18 protein-coding genes are annotated in these 19,744 nt (G+C 70.4%); 12 read left to right on the plus strand and 6 right to left on the minus strand.

The features are described from left to right. On the minus strand, positions 1-264 hold the full coding sequence (locus tag EER34_RS10855) for a hypothetical protein (protein ID WP_127474728.1): 264 nt from the start codon (positions 262-264) through the stop codon (positions 1-3). 229 nt (positions 265-493) lie between these two features. On the opposite strand from EER34_RS10855, the gene EER34_RS10860 reads away from it, so the two are divergent. From EER34_RS10860 to EER34_RS10875, 4 genes are all read left to right on the plus strand, one after another. Continuing rightward, positions 494-1,039 (plus strand): single-stranded DNA-binding protein, encoded by a 546-nt coding sequence (locus tag EER34_RS10860; RefSeq protein WP_127474730.1) that lies wholly within the window; start codon positions 494-496, stop codon positions 1,037-1,039. A 43-nt stretch (positions 1,040-1,082) separates the two neighbouring features. After that, positions 1,083-1,637 carry a DUF6993 domain-containing protein gene (locus EER34_RS17650; RefSeq protein WP_240642282.1) on the plus strand — a complete coding sequence of 185 codons (555 nt, stop codon included), beginning with the start codon at positions 1,083-1,085 and terminating at the stop codon, positions 1,635-1,637. 125 nt (positions 1,638-1,762) lie between these two features. After that, entirely contained in the window at positions 1,763-3,442 is a 1,680-nt protein-coding gene (ettA, locus tag EER34_RS10870; protein ID WP_127474732.1) for an energy-dependent translational throttle protein EttA, read from the plus strand. Next, complete coding sequence (locus tag EER34_RS10875) at positions 3,435-3,950, plus strand: acyl-CoA thioesterase (protein WP_240642283.1); 516 nt, start codon at positions 3,435-3,437, stop codon at positions 3,948-3,950. Before ettA ends, EER34_RS10875 begins: the two co-directional genes overlap by 8 nt. A gap of 6 nt (positions 3,951-3,956) precedes the next feature. Here the strand turns inward: EER34_RS10875 and EER34_RS10880 are convergent, their stop codons facing one another. Next, positions 3,957-4,817 carry an acyl-CoA thioesterase gene (locus EER34_RS10880; RefSeq protein WP_127475633.1) on the minus strand — a complete coding sequence of 287 codons (861 nt, stop codon included), beginning with the start codon at positions 4,815-4,817 and terminating at the stop codon, positions 3,957-3,959. Positions 4,818-4,919: 102 nt separating this feature from the next. On the opposite strand from EER34_RS10880, the gene EER34_RS10885 reads away from it, so the two are divergent. Next, entirely contained in the window at positions 4,920-5,597 is a 678-nt protein-coding gene (locus EER34_RS10885) for a DUF8185 domain-containing protein (protein ID WP_127474736.1), read from the plus strand. A gap of 45 nt (positions 5,598-5,642) precedes the next feature. Here EER34_RS10885 and EER34_RS10890 read toward each other — a convergent pair whose 3' ends face one another. From EER34_RS10890 to pepN, 4 genes are all read right to left on the minus strand, one after another. Further along, positions 5,643-7,313 carry an FAD-binding dehydrogenase gene (locus EER34_RS10890; RefSeq protein ID WP_127474738.1) on the minus strand — a complete coding sequence of 557 codons (1,671 nt, stop codon included), beginning with the start codon at positions 7,311-7,313 and terminating at the stop codon, positions 5,643-5,645. A 34-nt stretch (positions 7,314-7,347) separates the two neighbouring features. Next, positions 7,348-7,833: a globin gene (locus EER34_RS10895; RefSeq protein ID WP_127475634.1), complete on the minus strand. Its 486-nt coding sequence runs from the start codon at positions 7,831-7,833 to the stop codon at positions 7,348-7,350. 29 nt (positions 7,834-7,862) lie between these two features. Further along, positions 7,863-8,957 carry a mechanosensitive ion channel family protein gene (locus tag EER34_RS10900; RefSeq protein WP_127474740.1) on the minus strand — a complete coding sequence of 365 codons (1,095 nt, stop codon included), beginning with the start codon at positions 8,955-8,957 and terminating at the stop codon, positions 7,863-7,865. Positions 8,958-9,023: 66 nt separating this feature from the next. Then, the gene (gene pepN / locus EER34_RS10905) at positions 9,024-11,570 is read right to left on the minus strand and encodes an aminopeptidase N (protein WP_127474742.1); all 2,547 of its coding nucleotides are present in this window, start codon (positions 11,568-11,570) and stop codon (positions 9,024-9,026) included. Between the two features lie 155 nt (positions 11,571-11,725). Between pepN and EER34_RS10910 the strand changes: the two genes are divergently transcribed. The 7 genes from EER34_RS10910 (at position 11,726) to EER34_RS10940 (ending at position 19,744) form a co-directional block, all read left to right on the plus strand. After that, a complete protein-coding gene (locus EER34_RS10910; RefSeq protein WP_127474744.1) occupies positions 11,726-12,952 on the plus strand; it encodes a ferrochelatase in 1,227 nt (408 codons plus the stop codon). A gap of 54 nt (positions 12,953-13,006) precedes the next feature. After that, complete coding sequence (locus EER34_RS10915; RefSeq protein WP_127474746.1) at positions 13,007-13,552, plus strand: ribose-5-phosphate isomerase; 546 nt, start codon at positions 13,007-13,009, stop codon at positions 13,550-13,552. A 7-nt stretch (positions 13,553-13,559) separates the two neighbouring features. Next, positions 13,560-14,561, plus strand: coding sequence for an Fpg/Nei family DNA glycosylase (locus EER34_RS10920; protein WP_127474748.1), 1,002 nt, complete (start codon positions 13,560-13,562; stop codon positions 14,559-14,561). A gap of 20 nt (positions 14,562-14,581) precedes the next feature. After that, positions 14,582-15,223, plus strand: a complete 642-nt coding sequence (locus tag EER34_RS10925) for an FMN-binding negative transcriptional regulator (protein WP_127474750.1) — start codon at positions 14,582-14,584, stop codon at positions 15,221-15,223. Continuing rightward, positions 15,220-16,725, plus strand: coding sequence for an amidohydrolase (locus EER34_RS10930; protein WP_127474752.1), 1,506 nt, complete (start codon positions 15,220-15,222; stop codon positions 16,723-16,725). The genes EER34_RS10925 and EER34_RS10930 overlap by 4 nt, the downstream gene beginning before the upstream one ends. Before the next feature lie 93 nt (positions 16,726-16,818). Then, a complete protein-coding gene (locus EER34_RS10935) occupies positions 16,819-18,384 on the plus strand; it encodes a multicopper oxidase family protein (RefSeq protein ID WP_127474754.1) in 1,566 nt (521 codons plus the stop codon). After that, a complete protein-coding gene (locus EER34_RS10940; protein ID WP_127474756.1) occupies positions 18,365-19,744 on the plus strand; it encodes a sensor histidine kinase in 1,380 nt (459 codons plus the stop codon). Before EER34_RS10935 ends, EER34_RS10940 begins: the two co-directional genes overlap by 20 nt.

Raw genomic sequence — 19,744 nt, forward strand, 5'->3', positions numbered from 1 at the left:
TCACCGCGCGAAGCGCAGGCAGTCTATGGCGTCACCGACGGACCAGAACTCGCCGAGGTCGAGGAACGCGCGCGAGGCGGCGTGGAACCGTCGTGCGCGATAGCGGATGCCGCCGCTCACGTCGAGCGCCTGGAGGTGGCCGATCACGCGACCGCCCCGATCGATCACCCGCCAAAGCGAGGGCGCCGCGCCGGCGAGCCGGACCGGTGTGCCCGGTGGAAGGTCGGGGGCTTCGATTCGTGTGCCGTCTGTGTCGAGACTCATGGGACTCCCTTCCCTTCGAACATATGTGCGACCACCGACATCGGATGCCAGGCCGGCGGGGTCGCGGTTCCTCCCCAGCTGAGGCACGCGTGTGGTTCTCCCCGGCCCGCGCCGCCCGCGCATCGTCGACGGTGGCACCCCGGCATCCTGATTCCACCGCCGGCGCTCGACGGGCACTCGGGCGCCGGCGGGGCCGGAGACGGTCTCCGGTCGTGAGAGAGGACGTGGAATGAACGACACCATCACCATCACGGGCAACGTCGCGACCGAGCCCGAGCACAAGCGCACTCCGGCCGGCGTGACCATCACCACTTTTCGCGTCGCGAGCGGCCAGCGCCGATTCGACCGCGCATCGAACGCGTGGGTCGACTCGGCGACGAACTGGTACTCCGTCTCCGCGTTCCGCAGCCTCGCCGACCACGCCTTCCACTCCCTGCGCAAGGGCGATCGGGTGATTCTCACGGGGAGGCTCCGCGTTCGCGACTGGGACAACGGCACCAAGCGCGGCACCGCGGTCGAGATCGACGCCGAGGCGATCGGCCACGACCTGCTGTGGGGCACGACGACGTTCACGAAGGACGCTCCCTCGACGGCGGCCGAGAAGGATCCGACGTGGGAGACCGCCGACCCGAGCGACAGCGGCACCGACTCGGTGGGATCCCCCGCCGAGGACTGGGCCGCACCGGGTGCCTCGAGAGGCGACGAGGCGACGTGGACGCCGACGGACGACGCCGATCGCGCGCTCGCGCTGACCGGCGCAGAACCGCCGTTCTGAGTTCACGGCGGGTGCTCGGGATGTCGGGCCCTAGACTCTCCCCGTGGCCCGACACCCCGAGCGAATCGCGTCGCCGCCGATCGCCGCGGCCGCCTTGCGGGTGACCGCGATCTCGCTCGTCCTCGTGGGCCTCGGAGTGCTGGCGGGATGCGCCGGCCCGGTGTCGCCGACGGGGTCGCCTTCGGCGACCGCAACGACCACCTCGCCGGTCGCGAGCGACGGTCCGACGCCGTCGTCGAGCCCATCGGCCACCGAGGGCTCGGATCCGGTCCTGGTCCCGGAGGGCACGGCGGCCGACAACCTGGCGGTATTCGCCGCGATCACGGAGGCCGTCTGGGCCTCCGCCGACCGCGCCGCCGGCCGAGCGTACGTCGACGCACTTGTCGCGGCCGGATTCGACAAGGCCGCCATGCAGGTGACCGCCGACACCTCGACCGTCGGCAACCCGGCGGAGAGCATCCAGTTCTCGGTCCGCTGGGGCGATGAATGCCTCGTCGGACAGGTGGGGCCGGCGACCGGCGATCCCGTCGCCGTCGTCGTGCCGGTGCTGGACGAGGGCCGCTGCCTCGTCGGGGCCACCCGTCCCATCGACTGGTGACCGAGGACCGAGGCTGCCGGCGTCGGAACACTCCTCCCGCGGAGACGGTTCAGGCCGACCCCTCATCCTGCGGCCGGTAGGCTGGGACGCTGACGTCGTCAGGCTTAGGAGAGCGTTCTTACAACATGGCTGAATACATCTACTCGATGGTCCGCGCCCGCAAGGCCGTGGGCGAGAAGCTCATCCTGGATGACGTCACGATGGCGTTCCTCCCCGGGGCGAAGATCGGCATGGTCGGCCCGAACGGCGCCGGCAAGTCGACGATCCTCAAGATCATGGCCGGCCTCGACACGCCGTCCAACGGCGAGGCCAAGCTGTCGCCCGGCTTCACCGTAGGCATCCTGATGCAGGAGCCGGTGCTCGACGAGTCGAAGACCGTCCTCGAGAACATCGAGGAGGGTGTCGCCATCAAGGCGAAGGTCGATCGATTCAACGAGATCTCCGGACTGATGTCCGACCCCGATGCCGACTTCGACGCGCTGCTGGCCGAGATGGGCACGCTGCAGGAGGAGATCGACGCGGCAGACGCGTGGGATCTCGACTCCCAGCTCGAGCAGGCGATGGACGCGCTGCGCACTCCGCCGGGCGATTCGCCTGTCGCGAACCTCTCCGGCGGTGAGAAGCGCCGGGTCGCCCTCGCGAAGCTGCTCCTGCAGAAGCCCGACCTGCTGCTGCTCGACGAGCCCACGAACCACCTCGATGCCGAGAGCGTGCTCTGGCTCGAGCAGCACCTCCAGAAGTACACCGGCGCGGTGATCGCCATCACGCACGACCGGTACTTCCTCGACAACGTCGCGGAGTGGATCGCCGAGGTCGACCGCGGCCGCCTCATCGGCTACGAGGGCAACTACTCGACCTATCTCGAGAAGAAGGGCGAGCGCCTCGCCGTGCAGGGCAAGAAGGACGCGAAGCTCGCCAAGCGACTCGCCGACGAGCTCGAGTGGGTCCGCTCGAATGCGAAGGGCCGCCAGGTGAAGTCCAAGGCCCGCCTCGCGCGCTACGAGGAGATGGCGGCCGAGGCCGACCGCACGCGCAAGCTCGACTTCGACGAGATCCAGATCCCGCCGGGTCCGCGCCTCGGCGGCATCGTGATCGATGCGAAGAACCTGCAGAAGGGCTTCGACGGACGGTCGCTCATCGACAACCTCAGCTTCACGCTGCCGCCGAACGGCATCGTCGGTGTGATCGGCCCGAACGGCGTCGGCAAGACCACGCTCTTCAAGACCATCGTGGGCCTCGAGCCGCTCGACGGCGGCCAGCTCAAGATCGGCGAGACGGTCAAGATCAGCTACGTCGACCAGTCCCGGTCGAACATCGACCCGAACAAGACGCTGTGGGAGGTCGTGTCGGACGGCCTCGACATCATCACAGTCGGCAAGATCGAGATTCCCTCTCGGGCCTACGTCTCCAAGTTCGGCTTCAAGGGGCCCGATCAGCAGAAGAAGGCCGGTGTCCTCTCGGGCGGTGAGCGCAACCGACTGAACCTTGCTCTGACGCTCAAGGAGGGCGGCAACCTGCTGCTGCTCGACGAGCCGACCAACGACCTGGACGTCGAGACGCTGCAGTCGCTCGAGAACGCACTGCTCGAGTTCCCCGGCTGCGCGGTGGTGATCACGCACGACCGGTGGTTCCTCGACCGCATCGCGACCCACATCCTCGCGTACGAGGGCACCGACGAGAACCCCGACCAGTGGTACTGGTACGAGGGCAACTTCGAGGCCTACGAGGAGAACAAGATCGCGCGCCTCGGCGTCGATGCCGCCAAGCCGCACCGGTCGACCTACCGCAAGCTCACGCGTGACTGACGACCGCGTGGAAGGCGCCGCGGTCCCGCGGCGCCTTCACATCCCCATCCACCTGCGATGGGGCGATCTCGACGCCTTCAACCACGTCAACAACACCTCGATGCTCAAGCTGCTCGAGGAGGCGCGCGTGCGCGCCTTCTGGCTTCCCGAGCCCGGTGAGGACGCACCCGACACGGCGGTGCTCGACTCGAGCATCTTCAGCGGCGTGCTGACCCTCATCGCCCGGCAGGAGATCGAATACCTCGCGCCGGTGCCGTACCAGCGGCATCCGCTCGACGTGCAGATGTGGTTCGCGAAGCTCGGCGGCTCGAGCGTCGAGGTCTGCTACGAGGTCCGCAGCCCGATCGAGACCGCGGCCGACGGCGTGCAGACCGTCTACGCGCGAGCGACCACGGTGGTGGTCAAAGTGGATGCCGAGACCGGCCGCCCGCTGCGGCTCACGCCCGAGGAGCGCACGGTCTGGTCGCCGTACCTCGGTGAGCCCATCGGGTACGCGCACCGCCGCTGAGGCGGGTCAGGGCGCATCTGCGGGCGCCTCGGGCACCCGCACCATGATCTCCTGCGCGACGCTCGCGAGGAGCGTCCCGTCCTGCGCGTAGATGCGCCCGGTCGCGAGGCCGCGCCCGCCGCGCGCGCTCGGCGACTCCTGGACGTACAGCATCCATTCGTCGGCTCGCCCGAAGCGGTGCCACCACATCGCGTGGTCGAGGCTCGCCACCTTCAGGCCTCGCGTCGCCCACGGCACACCGTGCGCACGGAGGATCGACTCCTGGATCGTGAGGTCGCTGAGGTACGCGAGAGCGGCTCGGTGGATGTCGGGGGAGTCGGGGATCGCGCGCCTGACCTTCATCCACACCGCCTGGCTGGGGGCGCGGTCGCCCTCGACCGACAGGTAGATGGGCGAGGGGACGTGACGGAGGTCGACCGGACGGTCGGTGAACAGTCGCTTCGACATGGGGTGGAGACCACGGAGGTGGGACTCGACGTCGGGGAGATCCTCGGGGGCGGGCAGACCCTCGGGCATCGGGGCGTGGTGCTCGATGCCCGGGTCCTCGTCCTGGAACGACGCGATCATGGAGAAGATGGGCACGCCTTCCTGGAAGGCCTGCGTGCGGCGAGTCGAGAAGGAGCGGCCGTCGTGGATGCGGTCGACGGCGAAGGTGATGCCCTTCGCGGAGTCGCCGGGGCGCAGGAAGTACCCGTGCATCGAATGGACGTTCCGGCCCTCCGGCGTCGTCCGGGCCGCCGCGACCATCGACTGGGCGAGCACCTGACCCCCGTAGACGCGGCCCAGCGGCATCGACTGGGAGACGCCCGTGAAGATGTCCTCGGTGGTGCGGGCATCCGACCCCGCCAGGTCGAGCACCGAAAGCATCGATGCGACGGGGTCGGGATCGGGCTCCCAGTCGGCCTGTTCCACGGGTCTCCCTTCCGGGGGCACCCGCCACCCGTCGTTCCGCTTGGTAGCTTAGGGGCGATGCCTCCCCGACTGCTCCTCGCCGACGCCGAGTCCGCCGCCGACGTCCTCACCTTCGCGGGGCGGGCCGACCGGTTCACCGACGAGGCCGTCCGTCTCCAGGCGTCCGGGGGAGTCCTCGTCGTGACGGCGGCGGCGCTCGCGCCCCGCGGGATGGGCGACGCCACGCCGACGGTCCTCGCGATGCGGACGCTCGCGGCGGACCCCGAGCTGGTCTGCGACCTGGTGGTCGAGGCATCCGCGCTCTCCGCCGCTGCCGACGATGCGAACGCCGTCCAGCTCCCCGACACCGCGCTGTCGCCGGCGTGGGCCGGCATCGCCCCACCGCGCGCCGGCTGGACCGAGCGCGCGGGCGTCGATGCGTCTCTCCTCGCCGCGAAGGCGCAGGGGGGCATCGCACGTGTCGCCGAAGCGGTGCCGACGGATGCCGGTGAGGACGTCGTGCGGGCCGTCCGGGCATCGGTGTGGGGAGCACCCGACGACGAGCTCGGCGGACTGCCGCTGGGTGCGGCGTTCGCCGCGCTGAGCATGGGCTTCATCAGCGGGGCCGAGACCGCACGCGTGTTCTCGAGCGGGCCGTGGACCCGGGTCAGCCTCCAGCGCGGCCACGTCGTCGTGCGCGGGCCGGTGGCCATGGGCCTGACGCCTGTGCGGCGCACCGGCGCGGGCGAGCGCTGAGGCTCGGAGTTCCGCCGGCTCGCCGAGCCGCAGCATCCCGCTCCGTCACACCGCCAGCGCGGCGGCGCGTCCCGCGGTGCGTCCCGAGAAGAGGCATCCGCCCACGAACGTCCCCTCGAGCGCACGATAGCCGTGCACGCCGCCGCCGCCGAAGCCGCTGGCCTCGCCCGCTGCGTACAGGCCGGGGATGGGCTCGCCGTCGGCGCCGAGCGCGCGGCTCGACAGGTCGGTCTCGATGCCGCCCAGCGACTTCCGGGTGAGCACGTGGAGCTTCACGGCGATGAGCGGGCCCGACTTCGGGTCGAGGATGCGGTGCGGGTTCGCGGTGCGGATGAGCTTGTCTCCGCGATACGACCGGGCCGAGCGCAGCATCGCGATCTGTGCGTCCTTGGTGAAGTCGTTGTCGATCTCGCGGTCGCGCGCCTCGACTTCGAGTCGAACGCGGTCGCCGTCGAGCGCCTCGCCGCCGGGAAGCGCCTTCATGCCCGCGATGAGCTCGTCCAGCGTGTCGCGCACGACGAAGTCGACGCCCTTGTCCATGAACGCCTGCACGGGGCCGGCCCCACCCTTGCCCAGCCGCGACTTCGCGAGGAGCCTGACGTCCTTGCCGGTCAGGTCGGGGTTCTGCTCGCTCCCCGAGAGGGTGAACTCCTTCTCGATGATCTGCTGCGACAGCACGAACCACGAGTGGTCATGACCGGTCGTGCGCAGATGGGCGAGCGTTCCGAGCGTGTCGAACCCGGGGAAGAGGGGCACGGGAAGCCGGTGCCCGGTGGCGTCGAGCCACACCGACGACGGGCCGGGCAGGATCCGGATGCCGTGATCGGGCCACACCGGATCCCAGTTCTGGATGCCTTCGACGTAGTGCCACATGCGGTCGCCGTTGATGAGGTTCGCGCCGGCGGCCGCCGACACCGAGTGCATCGACCCGTCGACATACGCGGGCACGCCGGTGATCATCGTGTCCGGCGCGGTGCCCAGGCGCGCGGGCCAGGCCTTGCGAACCAGGTCGTGGTTGCCGCCGATGCCGCCCGACGACACGATCGTCGCCCCCGCAGCGATGGAGAACGAGCCGACGACCTCGCGGGACGACGCGATGCCGCGCGCAGCGCCGGAGGGCGCGAGCACGTCGCCCGCGGCGCCGGTCACGACGCCGTCGACCACGGTGAGCGCCGTCACCTTGTGGCGGGGGAGGATCGTGATGCGCCCCTGCGCCTCACCGGCCTCGACGGCCGCCTGGAACGGCGCGACGATCCCGGGGCCGGTGCCCCACGTGATGTGGAAGCGCGGCACGGAGTTTCCGGGTCCCATCGCGGTGTATCCGCCTCGCTCCGCCCAGCCGACGATGGGGAAGAAGCCCACGCCCTTCTCGCGCAGCCAGCTGCGCTTCTCCTCGTGGGCGAACTGGAGGTATGCCTCGGCCCAGCGCCGGGGCCAGGCATCCTCATCGCGGTCGAAGCCTGCGGTGCCGAACCAGTCCTGGCGGGCGAGCTCGAGCGAGTCCTTGATGCCCATGCGGCGCTGCTCGGGCGAGTCGACGAAGAACAGCCCGCCGAACGACCACCACGCCTGTCCGCCGAGATTGGAGCGAGGCTCCTGGTCGACGATCACCACCCGCTTGCCGGCCGCGACGGCCTCGCTCGCGGCGACGAGCCCGGCGAGCCCCCATCCGATCACGAGGATGTCGGCGGTGTGGGTGGCGGGGGCTGCGGGCATGTGTCGACTCCTTCGTCGGGGTACTGGTCGGGTGTCAGAGGGCGGTGTCGCCGCGAGACGGCGGCTGGGCGGTGAGAGGAAGGGATGCGGCATCCCGCCCGCCTGCGGATGGTCCTATGCCGGTCGGCTCGAACGTGTTCACCATCGCCTGGGCCGCCCGCGCGAGGTAGTCCCACAGCGTGGCCTCGTGCAGCGGGGGCAGATCGAGCTCGTCGACGGCGGCGCGCATGTGCGCGAGCCAACGGTCGCGGGCATCGGGGTTGACGTGGAAGGGCGCATGCCTCATGCGCAGCCGCGGGTGGCCACGCTGCTCGCTGTATGTCGTCGGACCTCCCCAGTACTGCTCCAGGAAGAGAGTCAGCCGCTCCTTGGCCGGCCCGAGGTCCTCCTCGGGGTACATCGGGCGCAGGACGGCGTCGTCGGCCACACCGCGATAGAACGCGTCGACGAGCCGGACGAACGTGGCGTGCCCGCCGATCTCGTCGTAGAAGCTCAGCGGAGCAGGGGCGGGATCGTTCATCGGCGTCCCCGCAGCGCCGGCGGCATCGGTCACGGCGTGCCCTTCGTGTCGTCGTCGGCAGACTCCGCGGGGGCGGCCTTGCCGCTGCGCTTCGGCTTCCACACCGGGCGCGAGGCGGCCTCAGGTGCGGGTACCACGGCCTGCGGCTTGGTCTTGGGCGGGTTGGCCCCGCGCACGCGCTGGGCACCCTCGATGCCCGTGGGCATGATGGTGGTGAGCGACGGGAGCGTGATCCCCAGTTCGTCGATGGCGTGCTTGAGGCGCATGCGGAGCTCGCGGGCGACGTCGTCCTTGGCGTTCGCCCGGGTCTTCATGACGAGGCGGATGACGAGCGCGTCTCCCGAGATCGACTCGAGACCCCACACCTCCGGCTGCTCCAGGATGCGCGTGCGCCACTTGGGGTCCTTCGCCAGGCCCTTGGCCGTGTCGAGCAGGGCCTTCTCGACGGCGTCGATGTCGGCGTCGACGGCGACCGCGAGATCGATGATCACGCGGGACCAGCCCTGGGACAGGTTGCCGATGCGGAGGATCTCGCCGTTTCGGACGTACCAGAGCGTGCCGTTGACGTCTCGGACATGCGTGACGCGGACGCTCACGTACTCGACGATGCCCGAGGCGAGTCCGAGGTCGACGACGTCGCCGATCCCGATCTGGTCCTCGGCGACGATGAAGATGCCGTTCAGGACGTCTTTGACGATGTTCTGCGCGCCGAAGCCGAGCCCGGCACCCACGGCGGCGGTGAGGAGCGTCAGCGAGCCGAGCGCGTTCGGGGCCAGCACGTTGATGATGAGCATCAGCGAGACGACCACGATCGTGACGTTCACGATGTTCTGGAGGATCGAGCCGAGCGTGCGCGTGCGCTGAACCAGTCGCACCGACGCGAGCGGGGAGCGCTCGAGCGCCTGGGTGTCATCGACGTTGGCCTTGGACTTCGCGCCGTTGACGATGCGGTTCACGACGTGACGGATCACGATGCGGAGGATCCACACGAGCAGCACAGCGCCGACGAGGATGCCTGCCACCGCTGCGAGGTTGAGGCCGGCGGCGACGAACCAGGACCCGACCTGTTGCCAGATCCCTGGCTCGGAGGGGGTGGTGGTGCCGTCGAGGGGGAAGCGAATCATCGCCACGATCCTAACGACGGATGCCTCGGCCGCACCTGAGTGCGCGGCCGAGGCATCCGATCGGCTCTACTGCGCGTCGCGCTCCTGGACCGCGAGCGCACGCTCGACTCCGGCCAGGTTCTCGGCGACGAGCCGGCGGAGGGCCGGCGCGGCGCTCGCGTTGGCGTCGAGCCAGGCGCGCGTCGCGTCGCGCAGCGCGACGTTCGCGAGCGGCGCCGGGTACAGCCCGAAGATCAGGTACTCGGCGATCTTGTAGCTGCGCGACTCCCACACCGGGAGCAGCATGTCGAAGTACGGTGCCACGTAGGCGCCGAGCAGGTCGACGCTCGCCGGGTGCGTGAACCCGAGCGCGGTGGTGCGGACGATCGTGTTCGGCAGGTCGTCGCTGTCGACGAGGGACGACCACGCGGCCGCCTTCGCCTCCGCGGTGGGGAGCGCGGCCTTCGCCTGCGCGGCGAACTCGCCGCCCTTGGCCGTGTTGTCGTCGGCGAGCGCCGCGTCGATGTCGGAGACGGTGACCGCTCCGCCCGCGGCGAGCGCCACGAGCAGCTGCCATGACAGGTCGGTGTCGATCTCGAGACCATCGAACGAGACCTCGCCGTCGCGGACCTGACGGACCTTCTCGGTCTGCGCGCCGGTGGAGGCCGCGCTCGCGAACGCGGTCACGAACTGGAGCTGGCTGTCGCTGCCGGCCTCCGCGGCCAGCGCGAGGGCCCACAGCGCGTCGGCGACCTTCTCGCGCGTGGCGGAGCGCTTCTCGGGGGCGACGTACGCGTTCGCGGCGAGCTGCAGCTGCGCGAGCGTGGTGCGGACGGTCGTCGACTCCGTCTCGGAGCCGATGTTGCGAAGGACCAGGTCGACGTAGTCGGAAGCGGATGCCTCGGCATCGCGCGTCTGGTCCCAGGCGGCGCCCCACACCAGCGAACGGGCGAGCGGGTCGCTGATCTTGCCGAGGTGGTCGATCGCGGTCTGCAGCGAGCGGTCGTCGAGACGGATCTTGGCGTAGGCGAGATCCTCGTCGTTGAGCAGGACGAGATCGGGGCGCTTGAGACCCTTGAGCTCGGGCACTTCGGTGAGGTCGCCGTCGACGTCGAGCTCGACATGGTGCACGCGCACGAGAGCGTCGCCCTCGACGTTGTAGAACCCGACGCCGAGGCGGTGCGGGCGGATCGTCGGGTAGTCGGCAGGGGCCGTCTGGACGATCGCGAAGCGCGTGATCGCGCCGTCGACGTCGGTGACGATCTCGGGCGAGAGCGTGTTGACGCCGGCGGTCTCGAGCCACTTCTTCGACCACGTCGACAGCTCGCGGCCGCTCGTGGTCTCGAGCTCGGAGAGCAGGTCGGACAGCTCGGTGTTCGACCACTCGTGCTTCTTGAAGTACGCGGCGACACCGGCGAAGAACTGCTCGATGCCCACCCATGCGGCGAGCTGCTTGAGGACCGAGCCGCCCTTCGCGTAGGTGATTCCGTCGAAGTTGACCTGGACGTCTTCCAGGTCGTTGATCTGCGCGACGACGGGGTGCGTCGAGGGGAGCTGGTCCTGGCGGTATGCCCAGGTCTTCTCCATCGCGTTGAACGTGGTCCACGCCTCGGTCCACTCGGTGGCCTCGGCGGTCGCGATGGTCGACGCCCACTCGGCGAACGACTCGTTCAGCCAGAGGTCGTTCCACCACTTCATGGTCACGAGATCGCCGAACCACATGTGGGCCAGCTCGTGGAGGATCGTGACGACGCGACGCTCCTTGACGGCATCCGTCACCTTCGACCGGAAGACGTACGTCTCGGTGAAGGTGACCGCTCCGGCGTTCTCCATGGCACCGGCGTTGAACTCCGGCACGAACAGCTGGTCGTACTTGGCGAAGGGGTACGCGTAGTCGAACTTGTCCTCGAAGTACGTGAAGCCCTGACGGGTCTTCTCGAAGATGTAGTCGGCGTCGAGGTGCTGCCACAGGCTCTTGCGGCCGTAGACGCCGAGCGGGATGACGCGGCCCGATGCGCTGGTGAGCTCCGAGAACGTCGCCTCGTAGGGTCCGGCGATGAGCGCCGTGATGTACGACGAGATGCGCGGGGTGGCCTCGAAGGCCCACGTGGCGCTGCCGTCGCCGTGCCTCTTCGGCTCGGGGGTCGGCGAGTTCGAGACGACCTTCCAGGGCTCGGGCGCCGTGACGGTGAACTGGAAGGTGGCCTTGAGGTCGGGCTGCTCGAACACCGCGAACATGCGGCGTGAGTCGGGCACCTCGAACTGCGAGTAGAGGTAGACCTCGCCGTCGACGGGGTCGACGAAGCGGTGCAGCCCCTCGCCCGTGTTCGTGTACAGGCAGTCGGCGTCGATGACGAGCTCGTTCTCGGCGGCGAGTCCGGTGAGCGCGATGCGCGAATCGGCGAACGCCGTCGCGGCGTCGATCGCCCGGCCGTTGAGCGTGATCTCGCGCACGTCGCGCGCGATCAGGTCGATGAAGGTCTCGGCGCCCTCGGTGGCCGAGAAGCGCACGACGGTGCGCGACGCGAAGACCTCGGCGCCCTTCGTCAGGTCGAGCACGACCTCGTACGAGTGGGTGTCGACGATCGCGCGGCGCTCCTGCGCCTCGATGCGGGTGAGGTTCTCTCCAGGCACTGCAATGCTCCCGTGGGTGAGGGTGGGATGCCGCGGATGGGCGCTGCTGGCGCCGGCGGCAACCGTCCCAGCCTATTCCAGAGGCCGCGCCGCGGCGGCGCCTGTGGAATCAGCCTGTCGCGCTGCGCTCACGCAGGGGGTGAAAGGATGGATGGGTGACTTCGGGAGCGCAGAACCTGTCCCAGACCTCGACCGCCGACACCGTGGTGCCGTTCGCATCGCCGGCGGCGGCATCCGGTGCCCCGCACGTGGAGGTGCCGGTCGCCTATGACGGGATACTCCTCGCCGGATTCGGAGGACCGGAGGGGCAGGACGACGTCATCCCGTTCCTTCGCAACGTCACGCGCGGTCGCGGCATCCCTGACGAGCGTCTCGAGGAGGTCGCGCACCACTATCGCCACTTCGACGGCGTCAGCCCGATCAACGCGCAGAACCGCGCGCTCAAGGCCGCGCTCGAGGCCGAGCTGGCCGCACGCGGCGTCGACCTGCCAGTGTACTGGGGCAACCGCAACTGGGCGCCGTACCTGGAGGAGGCGGTGCAGGATGCTGCGGCATCCGGTCACGCGAATCTGCTCGCCCTCGCGACCAGCGCGTACTCGTCGTTCTCGAGCTGCCGGCAGTACCGCGAGGACTTCGCGCGCGTGCTCGAGGCGACCGGCCTCGCCCGCACCGTGACCATCGACAAGGTGCGGCAGTTCTTCGACCACCCGGGGTTCGTGCAGCCGTTCATCGACGGAGTGCGCGACGCGATCGCCGGATTCCTGTCGGACGGTCTTCCGCCGGAGTCGATCCGCGTCCTCTTCTCGACCCACAGCATCCCGACGGCCGATGCGCAGCGCTCGGGCCCGCGCGAGGGCGATCCGGCGCACCGCGACTTCGGCGAGGGCGGCGCGTACGCGGCGCAGCACCTCGCCGTCGCCGAGGTCGTCATTGCCGCTGTGGCCGCCGAGATCCCCTCGGCGGCCCGGATCGGGTGGGAGCTGGTCTACCAGTCGCGCTCGGGTCCGCCGAGCCAGCCGTGGCTCGAACCCGATGTGAACGATGTGATCGCCGATCTGCCCGGAGCGGGCATCGAGGCAGTGGCCATCGTGCCGCTCGGCTTCATGAGTGACCACATGGAGGTCCTCTGGGACCTCGACACCGAGGCGACGGATGCCGCGGCCGAGGCCGGGCTCCGTTCGGTGCGCACGCCGACCCCGGGCGTCGACCCGGTCTTCGTCGCCGGGCTCGTCGACCTCGTCGAGGAGCGCCTGCACGGCACTCCCGCCGCGGAGCGCCCGCACCTGACCGACCTGGGGCCGTGGTTCGACGTCTGCCGTCCCGCGTGCTGCGAGAACGTCCGCGCGGAATTCAAGCCCGCCGCGGCCGGGATCGCCCCCTGACGAACTCCGCAATCTGCCCGAGGCGCTCTCGCGCCGCTCCCTAGGATTGAGCCCATGCGCATCCACATCGCGACCGACCACGCCGGCCTCGAGTTCTCCACCCAACTGCAGCACCATCTGGCCGCGGCCGGCCACGAGGTCGTCGACCACGGTCCGATCGAGTACGACCCGCTCGACGACTACCCGGCATTCTGCATCCGCGCAGCCCAGGCGGTCGTGCGCGATCAGGAGTCCGGCATCGAGACGCTGGGAGTGGTGTTCGGCGGCTCCGGCAACGGCGAGCAGATCGCCGCGAACAAGGTCGCCGGCGTGCGCGCCGCGCTCGCGTGGAGCATCGCCACCGCCGAACTCGCCCGTGAGCACAACGACGCCAACGTCATCGCGATCGGCGCGCGCCAGCACACGTTCGACGAGGCGGTGTCGTTCATCGACACGTTCATCGCGACCCCGTTCTCGGGGGAGGAGCGCCACGCACGGCGCATCGCCCAGCTGGCCGCATACGAGGCCGACGGTGCACTCGAGCCCGACCCGCGCGCGACGCCGGGACTTCCCGACGTGCTCGCCGCCGACGACAGCTCCTTCGACCCCGAGGCGGGCTGACCGACCGATGCCCGAGGGCCACTCCGTCCATCGCATCGCGCGCCAGTTCGACCGCAACTTCGTCGGGCGGACCGTGCGGGCGTCGAGCCCGCAGGGACGTTTCGTCGACGGCGCCGCCGTCATCGACGGTCGCACCGTCACGGCCGTCCGTGCGGTGGGCAAGCAGATGTTCCTGGAGTTCGACGACGATATCTGGCTGCGCATCCATCTCGGCATGTACGGGGCGTGGGACTTCGCGGGCGAGATCCTCGTCGATCCCACGATCGCCTCGGCGAACGGGCGCATGGGGCAGACGAATCAGCGCGGCACCGATCTGGCGGCCGCACCGATCCTCGACAGCGCGGGGGAGAACTCGCTGACCTCGATCGGCGCCCCCCGCAGGACCCGCGTCCACGTGCGCATGTCGGAGCAGACCAGAAGCCTCGCCGAGGACGGCGACGAGTGGCCGCCGCCCGTCGTCGGCCAGGTGCGGCTTCGGCTCCTCACCGAGGTCACCGCCGCCGATCTGCGCGGGCCGACGGCGTGCGAGCTGCAGACACCCGACGAGGTCGCCGCGACCATCGCGAAGCTCGGCCCGGATCCGCTGGTCGACGACGTCGGTGACGGTGAGGAGCGCTTCACCGCCGCGGTCCGTCGCAAGCCCACCGCGATCGGGCAGCTCCTGATGGACCAGTCGGTGGTGAGCGGCATCGGGAACGTCTACCGTGCCGAGCTGCTCTTCCGTGCCCGCCAGAACCCGCACACGCCGGGCCGCAACGTGCCCGAGGGAGTCGTGCGCGACCTGTGGCGCGACTGGGTGCGGCTGCTGGCTATCGGCGTCGAGACCGGGCAGATGATGACGATGGACGACCTGGAGCCCGAGTCGTACCGGCGGGCGATGGCGAGCCGCGACGACCGGCACTGGGTCTACCACCGGGCAGGCCTTCCGTGCCGGGTCTGCGGGACGTCGATCGTCGTCGAGGAGATGGCCACGCGCAAGCTCTACTGGTGCCCGAGCTGTCAGGCCTGAGCCGACCCTAGGCTGGAGCCATGCGTCAGAACCCGAGCTTCGCGATGACGGATGTCACCGAGCTGCGCCGTCTCGTCGACTCGAACCCCTGGGTCACCCTGGTGAGCCAGACCGACGCCGGGCTGGTGGCATCCCACTACGCCGTCCTCCTCGACGAGACCCGTGACGACCTCACGATCGTCGGTCACGTCGGCAAGCCCGACGACATGATCCACGGGCTCGGAGAGCATGAGCTCCTGGTCGTCGTGCAGGGCCCGCACGGCTACATCTCGCCCGGCTGGTACGGCGACGGCCCGAATGTCCCGACCTGGAACTTCGTGTCCGCGCACCTGAGCGGGATCCCCGAGATCCTCACCCCGGAGGAGAACCTCGAGGTGCTCGACCGGCTCGTCGCGCGCTTCGAGGGCGGGATGCCTGAGCCCCGCCTGCTCTGGGAGCGCCCGAACGACCCCGCGTACGTGTCGAAGCTCGAGAGGGGCACGGTCGGCTTCCGCCTCACCCCGACGCGGGTGGTCGCCAAGCGCAAGCTCAGCCAGAATCGGCCGGACGAGGTCATCGAGACGATCATCGCCGAGCTCGAGGACGGAGCGAGCCCGTACGCCGATCCGCGGCTCGCCGGCGAGATGCAGCGCGCCCATGACGCCCGGAAGGCTGCTCGATGAGCCCGGCCCGAGGCGAGACGCCCGCCGTCATCGCGAACGCCCGTCTGACCGGCTCGGAGCGCACCGACCCCTTCGAGGACCAGCCGGTCGACGTCCACCTCGCGGACGGCTTCGTCGTCGACATCGCGCCCGCGGGGGCACTTCCCAGGACGGGCCTTGTGCTCGACGCCGCCGGCGGATGGCTGACCCCGGGGCTCTGGGACCACCACGTCCACGTCGTTCAATGGGCGCTCGCGGCGCAGCGCGAGCCGCTCGGCGCCGCAACCTCGGCGGCCCAGGCAGCCGCGATCATGGGGGCCGCGGCTCCGCTCGCAGACGGCAGGCGGGTCGGCACCGGGTTCCGCGACGCCCTGTGGTCGGACGAGCCCTCGCTCGAGCTGCTCGACGCGGCCACCGGCGATGTGCCGACGTACCTCATCAACGCCGATGTGCACAGCGTGTGGCTCAACACGGCCGCTCTGCGCCGGGAGGGGTTCGAGCCCGATCGCGTCGGGATCCTCCGCGAAGACCCGGCGTTCGAGATCTCTCGGCGGCTCAACGCCGTCGCCGCCGACATCGCCGATCCGCTCGTCGAGGCGATGGCTCGGGATGCTGCCTCCCGTGGCGTCGTGGGGCTGGTCGACCTCGACATGGCTTGGAACGAGGAAGCCTGGGCCCGGCGCACCTCCGCGGGCTTCGACGCGCTCCGAGTGGAGTTCGGCATCTACCCGGAGTTCCTCGACCGGGCCGTCGCCGAGGGGCTCCAGACGGGCGACGTCGCGCGGGGCGCGGCATCCGACCTCGCCCGCGTCGGATCGCTCAAAGTCATCACCGACGGCTCGCTCGGCACCCGCACGGCCGCCACGTCGCACGCCTACCCCGGCGATTCTCACAACCACGGCATGCTCACGGTCGATCTCGCCACGCTCGTCGACCTGATGACACGGGCGACGGGCGCCGGCATCGCCTCGGCGATCCACGCGATCGGCGATGTGGCGAACTCGCACGCCCTCGACGCCTTCGCCGCCACGGGCGCGTGGGGGACGATCGAGCACGCTCAGCTCGTCGCGCACGCCGACATCCCGCGGTTCGGACGCCTCGGCGTGGGGGCGAGCGTGCAGCCCGAGCACGCGATCGACGACCGCGATATGACGGACACCATCTGGGCCGCGCAGACCGCGCAGCCGTACCCGCTGCGTTCGCTCGCCGACACGGGCGCGAACCTCCTCTTCGGCTCGGACGCGCCGGTCTCCCCGCTCGATCCGTGGGCGGCGATGGCGGCGGCGGTCTTCCGCACGCGCGACGGTCGCGAGCCGTGGCAAGCCCATCAGAGCCTCGCGCCGGCGGTCGCTCTCGCCGCGTCGACCCATGGTGGCTCGGCCGAGACCGCCCGCGTCGAGCCCGGGGTCCGCGCCGACCTGGCGATCTGCGCGCATGATCCCCTCGCGGCATCCCACGACGAGCTCCGCGGCATGACCGTCTCCGCCACGATCCTCGCCGGACGGCTCACACACGCCGCGTAGGCGACCCGCACCCCGCACACGGGGGACAGCCCCCGTGCCGGTTCGGGAGGGGGTCGGATGCCGCATCCGGCTCGCTCTCGGGAGGCTGGAGGCATGGTTTCCGCTGTGCCCTCACCGCCACCGCCCCCGCCGGCCGTCGCCCCGCGACGCCGACGTCGTCGCGGCCTCGTCGCCACCTTGATCGCCATCCCGCTCGTCGTGATCGTGCTCGTGATCGCCGTCGGCGTGACCTGGGTGGTCGCGAACAGCGTGCGCGCGACGCCGCCGGCCGCCGGAAGCCTGAGCTTCGAACAGCCGCTGCGCGTTCCCGAGCTCGCGCCGTCGCACGTCGAGGACGGCGTGCGCGTGTTCGAGCTCGAGGCACGCGAGGACCGCACGTCGTTCCTTCCGCAGACCGAGACGCCGACGCTCGGCTACAACGGGTCGTATCTCGGCCCGACCCTGGTCGCGGCGCGCGGCGAACGGGTCCGCGTGGACGTCACGAACAGTCTGGACGAGAGCACGACCGTCCACTGGCACGGCATGCACCTGCCGGCCGCGATGGACGGCGGCCCGCACTCGCCGATCGCGCCGGGCGCGACCTGGGATCCCGAGTGGACGATCGACCAGCCCGCGGCATCGCTCTGGTATCACCCGCATCTGCACGGACGCACGCGCGAGCAGGTCGACGCCGGCCTGGCAGGCATGTTCCTCGTGCAGGACGACGACGAGACGGCCCTGGCGCTTCCCCGGGACTACGGGGTCGACGACGTACCGGTCATCGTGCAGGACCGCTCGTTCGGCGCCGACGGCGCGTTCGAGGGCGGATCGGGCATGCAGTTCGACGGCGTCCTCGGCGACACGATCCTCGTCAACGGCACGGTCGGCCCCTACTTCGACGTCACGACCGAGCTGGTGCGACTGCGCCTCCTCAACGGATCGAGCGCGCGCATGTACGACTTCACGTTCGCCGATGGGCGGGAGTTCGCGCTCATCGGCTCCGACGGCGGCCTGCTCGCCGAGCCGGTGCCGTCGACGAGCGTGCCGCTGTCGCCGGGGGAGCGCGCCGAGATCGTCGTCGCGGTCGCACCGGGAGAGCGGATCGTTCTGCGCTCGCAGGCTCCCGACCCCGCTCTGAACGCGGGCAGCGCGAGCTTCGACGTCCTGGAGCTGCGGGGCGCGGCATCCCTCGCCCCGTCGCCCGCGCTGCCGACGACCCTCGCCGACCTCCCGGCGGCGGAGGAGGAGGATGCCGCGGCCCAGCGCTCGTTCGTCATGTCGGGGCACAGCATCAACGATCGGCAGATGGACCTCGGCCGCGCGGATTTCGTGGCCACCGTCGACACGAGCGAGGTATGGACGATCCGCAACGAGAATCCGCTGCCGCACTCCTTCCACGTGCACGACACGCAATTCCGTGTGCTGAGCGTGGACGGCGCCGAGCCGCCGGCGCGGCTGTCGGGGTGGAAGGACACGATCGCGCTCGAAGGTCAGCGGGAATACCGCATCCTCGTGCGCTTCGAGGACTACGCCGATCCGACCACTCCGTACATGTATCACTGCCACCTTCTGTGGCACGAGGACCAGGGCATGATGGGACAGTTCCTGGTCGTCGAGCAGGGCCAAGAGCCCGACCTGCGACGTCCCGAAGGAGACACCGATGACAACCATGACCACTGACGCCGTCGCGACCGACGCCCCCGCGGGCTTCTGGTCGTCGTACGGCCGTGCGTGGACCCGGACGCCGGGGAGCGCGGTCTACCTCATCGCCGTCTTCGTGCTCGCGATGATCTCGGTGAGCGTCCTCGCGTCGCTCTTCTGGACGGGAGTCGGACTCCTCGTCGTCGTGGTGGGTCTGCCGATCATCGTGGGCACGCTGTTCGTCGCGCGCGGCTTCGGCCTCGCCGACCGGGGTCTGCTGTGGCTCACCGGGCTGCCCCAGATCCAGGGGCCGGAGTGGAACCGCGACAAGCCGGGCACGGGCGGGTTCTGGATGACCCTCACCCGCCCGATCCGCAACGCGCACTATTGGCTGTACCTCACGCACGGCATGATCGTGAGCCCGATCATCAGCACGATCTCGTTCGCCATCAGCACCGCGTGGATCAGCGTCGGCCTCGGCGGTCTGACCTATTGGTTCTGGGGGGCCTTCATCCCGCGCGGCGACGGCGGCGAGTGGGGTCACTACGTCTCCGACGCTCTGCCCTGGCTGTTCGGAAGCACGCCGTCGTGGGGCGTCGAGGTCACGCTCTACCTGATCGCCGGCATCGTCTTCACCTTCACCATGCCGTGGGTGCTGGGCGGACTGGCTCTCGGCCACCACGCGGTGGCGAAGGGGATGCTCGGCCGCTGGCGCTCCGACGACCTGGCGGCCGAGGTGCGCGCCGAGGCAGCCGCACGCGGCGCGGCAGTCCACGCCGAAGACGTCGCGCTGCGCCGCCTCGAGCGCGACATCCACGACGGGCCGCAGCAGCGACTGGTGCGCCTTCAGCTCGATCTGGCGGCGCTCGAGCGCCGGGCGGAGGCGGGTGACGCGGATGCCGCGGCCGAGCTCGCCCGCGAGGCCCGTGGTCACGCGAAGGCCGCCCTCGACGAGCTGCGCGCGCTGTCGAGCGGCGTCGCGCCGCCCCTCCTGCAGGATCGGGGCCTCGCTGCCGCCCTCTCGGCGGTCGCCGCCGGAACGCCGCTGGTCGTCCACACCGACATCGATCCCGCGATCGACACGGTCACGAGCCCGGAAGTCGCCCGCACCGTCTACTTCGTCGTCGCCGAGCTGTTCACCAACGTCGTGAAGCACTCCGGTGCTTCGGCGGTCACGCTCAAGGCGTCCCTGCGACCATCGGTCACGGGTGTCCCGTCGACGCTCGACGTCTGGGTCGTCGACAACGGGCGCGGCGGGGCGGCGTTCGCGCCGGGTCACGGCCTCGAGGGTCTTCGCGAGCGCATTGCGGGCCTGCGCGGGATGCTCGTCGTCGACAGCCCGGCAGGGGGTCCGACGTCGGTCGGCGCCCATGTGCCGCTCGCCCCGACCCTGCCGTGA

This window comes from Microbacterium sulfonylureivorans, from assembly GCF_003999995.1.
GTDB classification, from domain to species: Bacteria; Actinomycetota; Actinomycetes; order Actinomycetales; family Microbacteriaceae; genus Microbacterium; species Microbacterium sulfonylureivorans.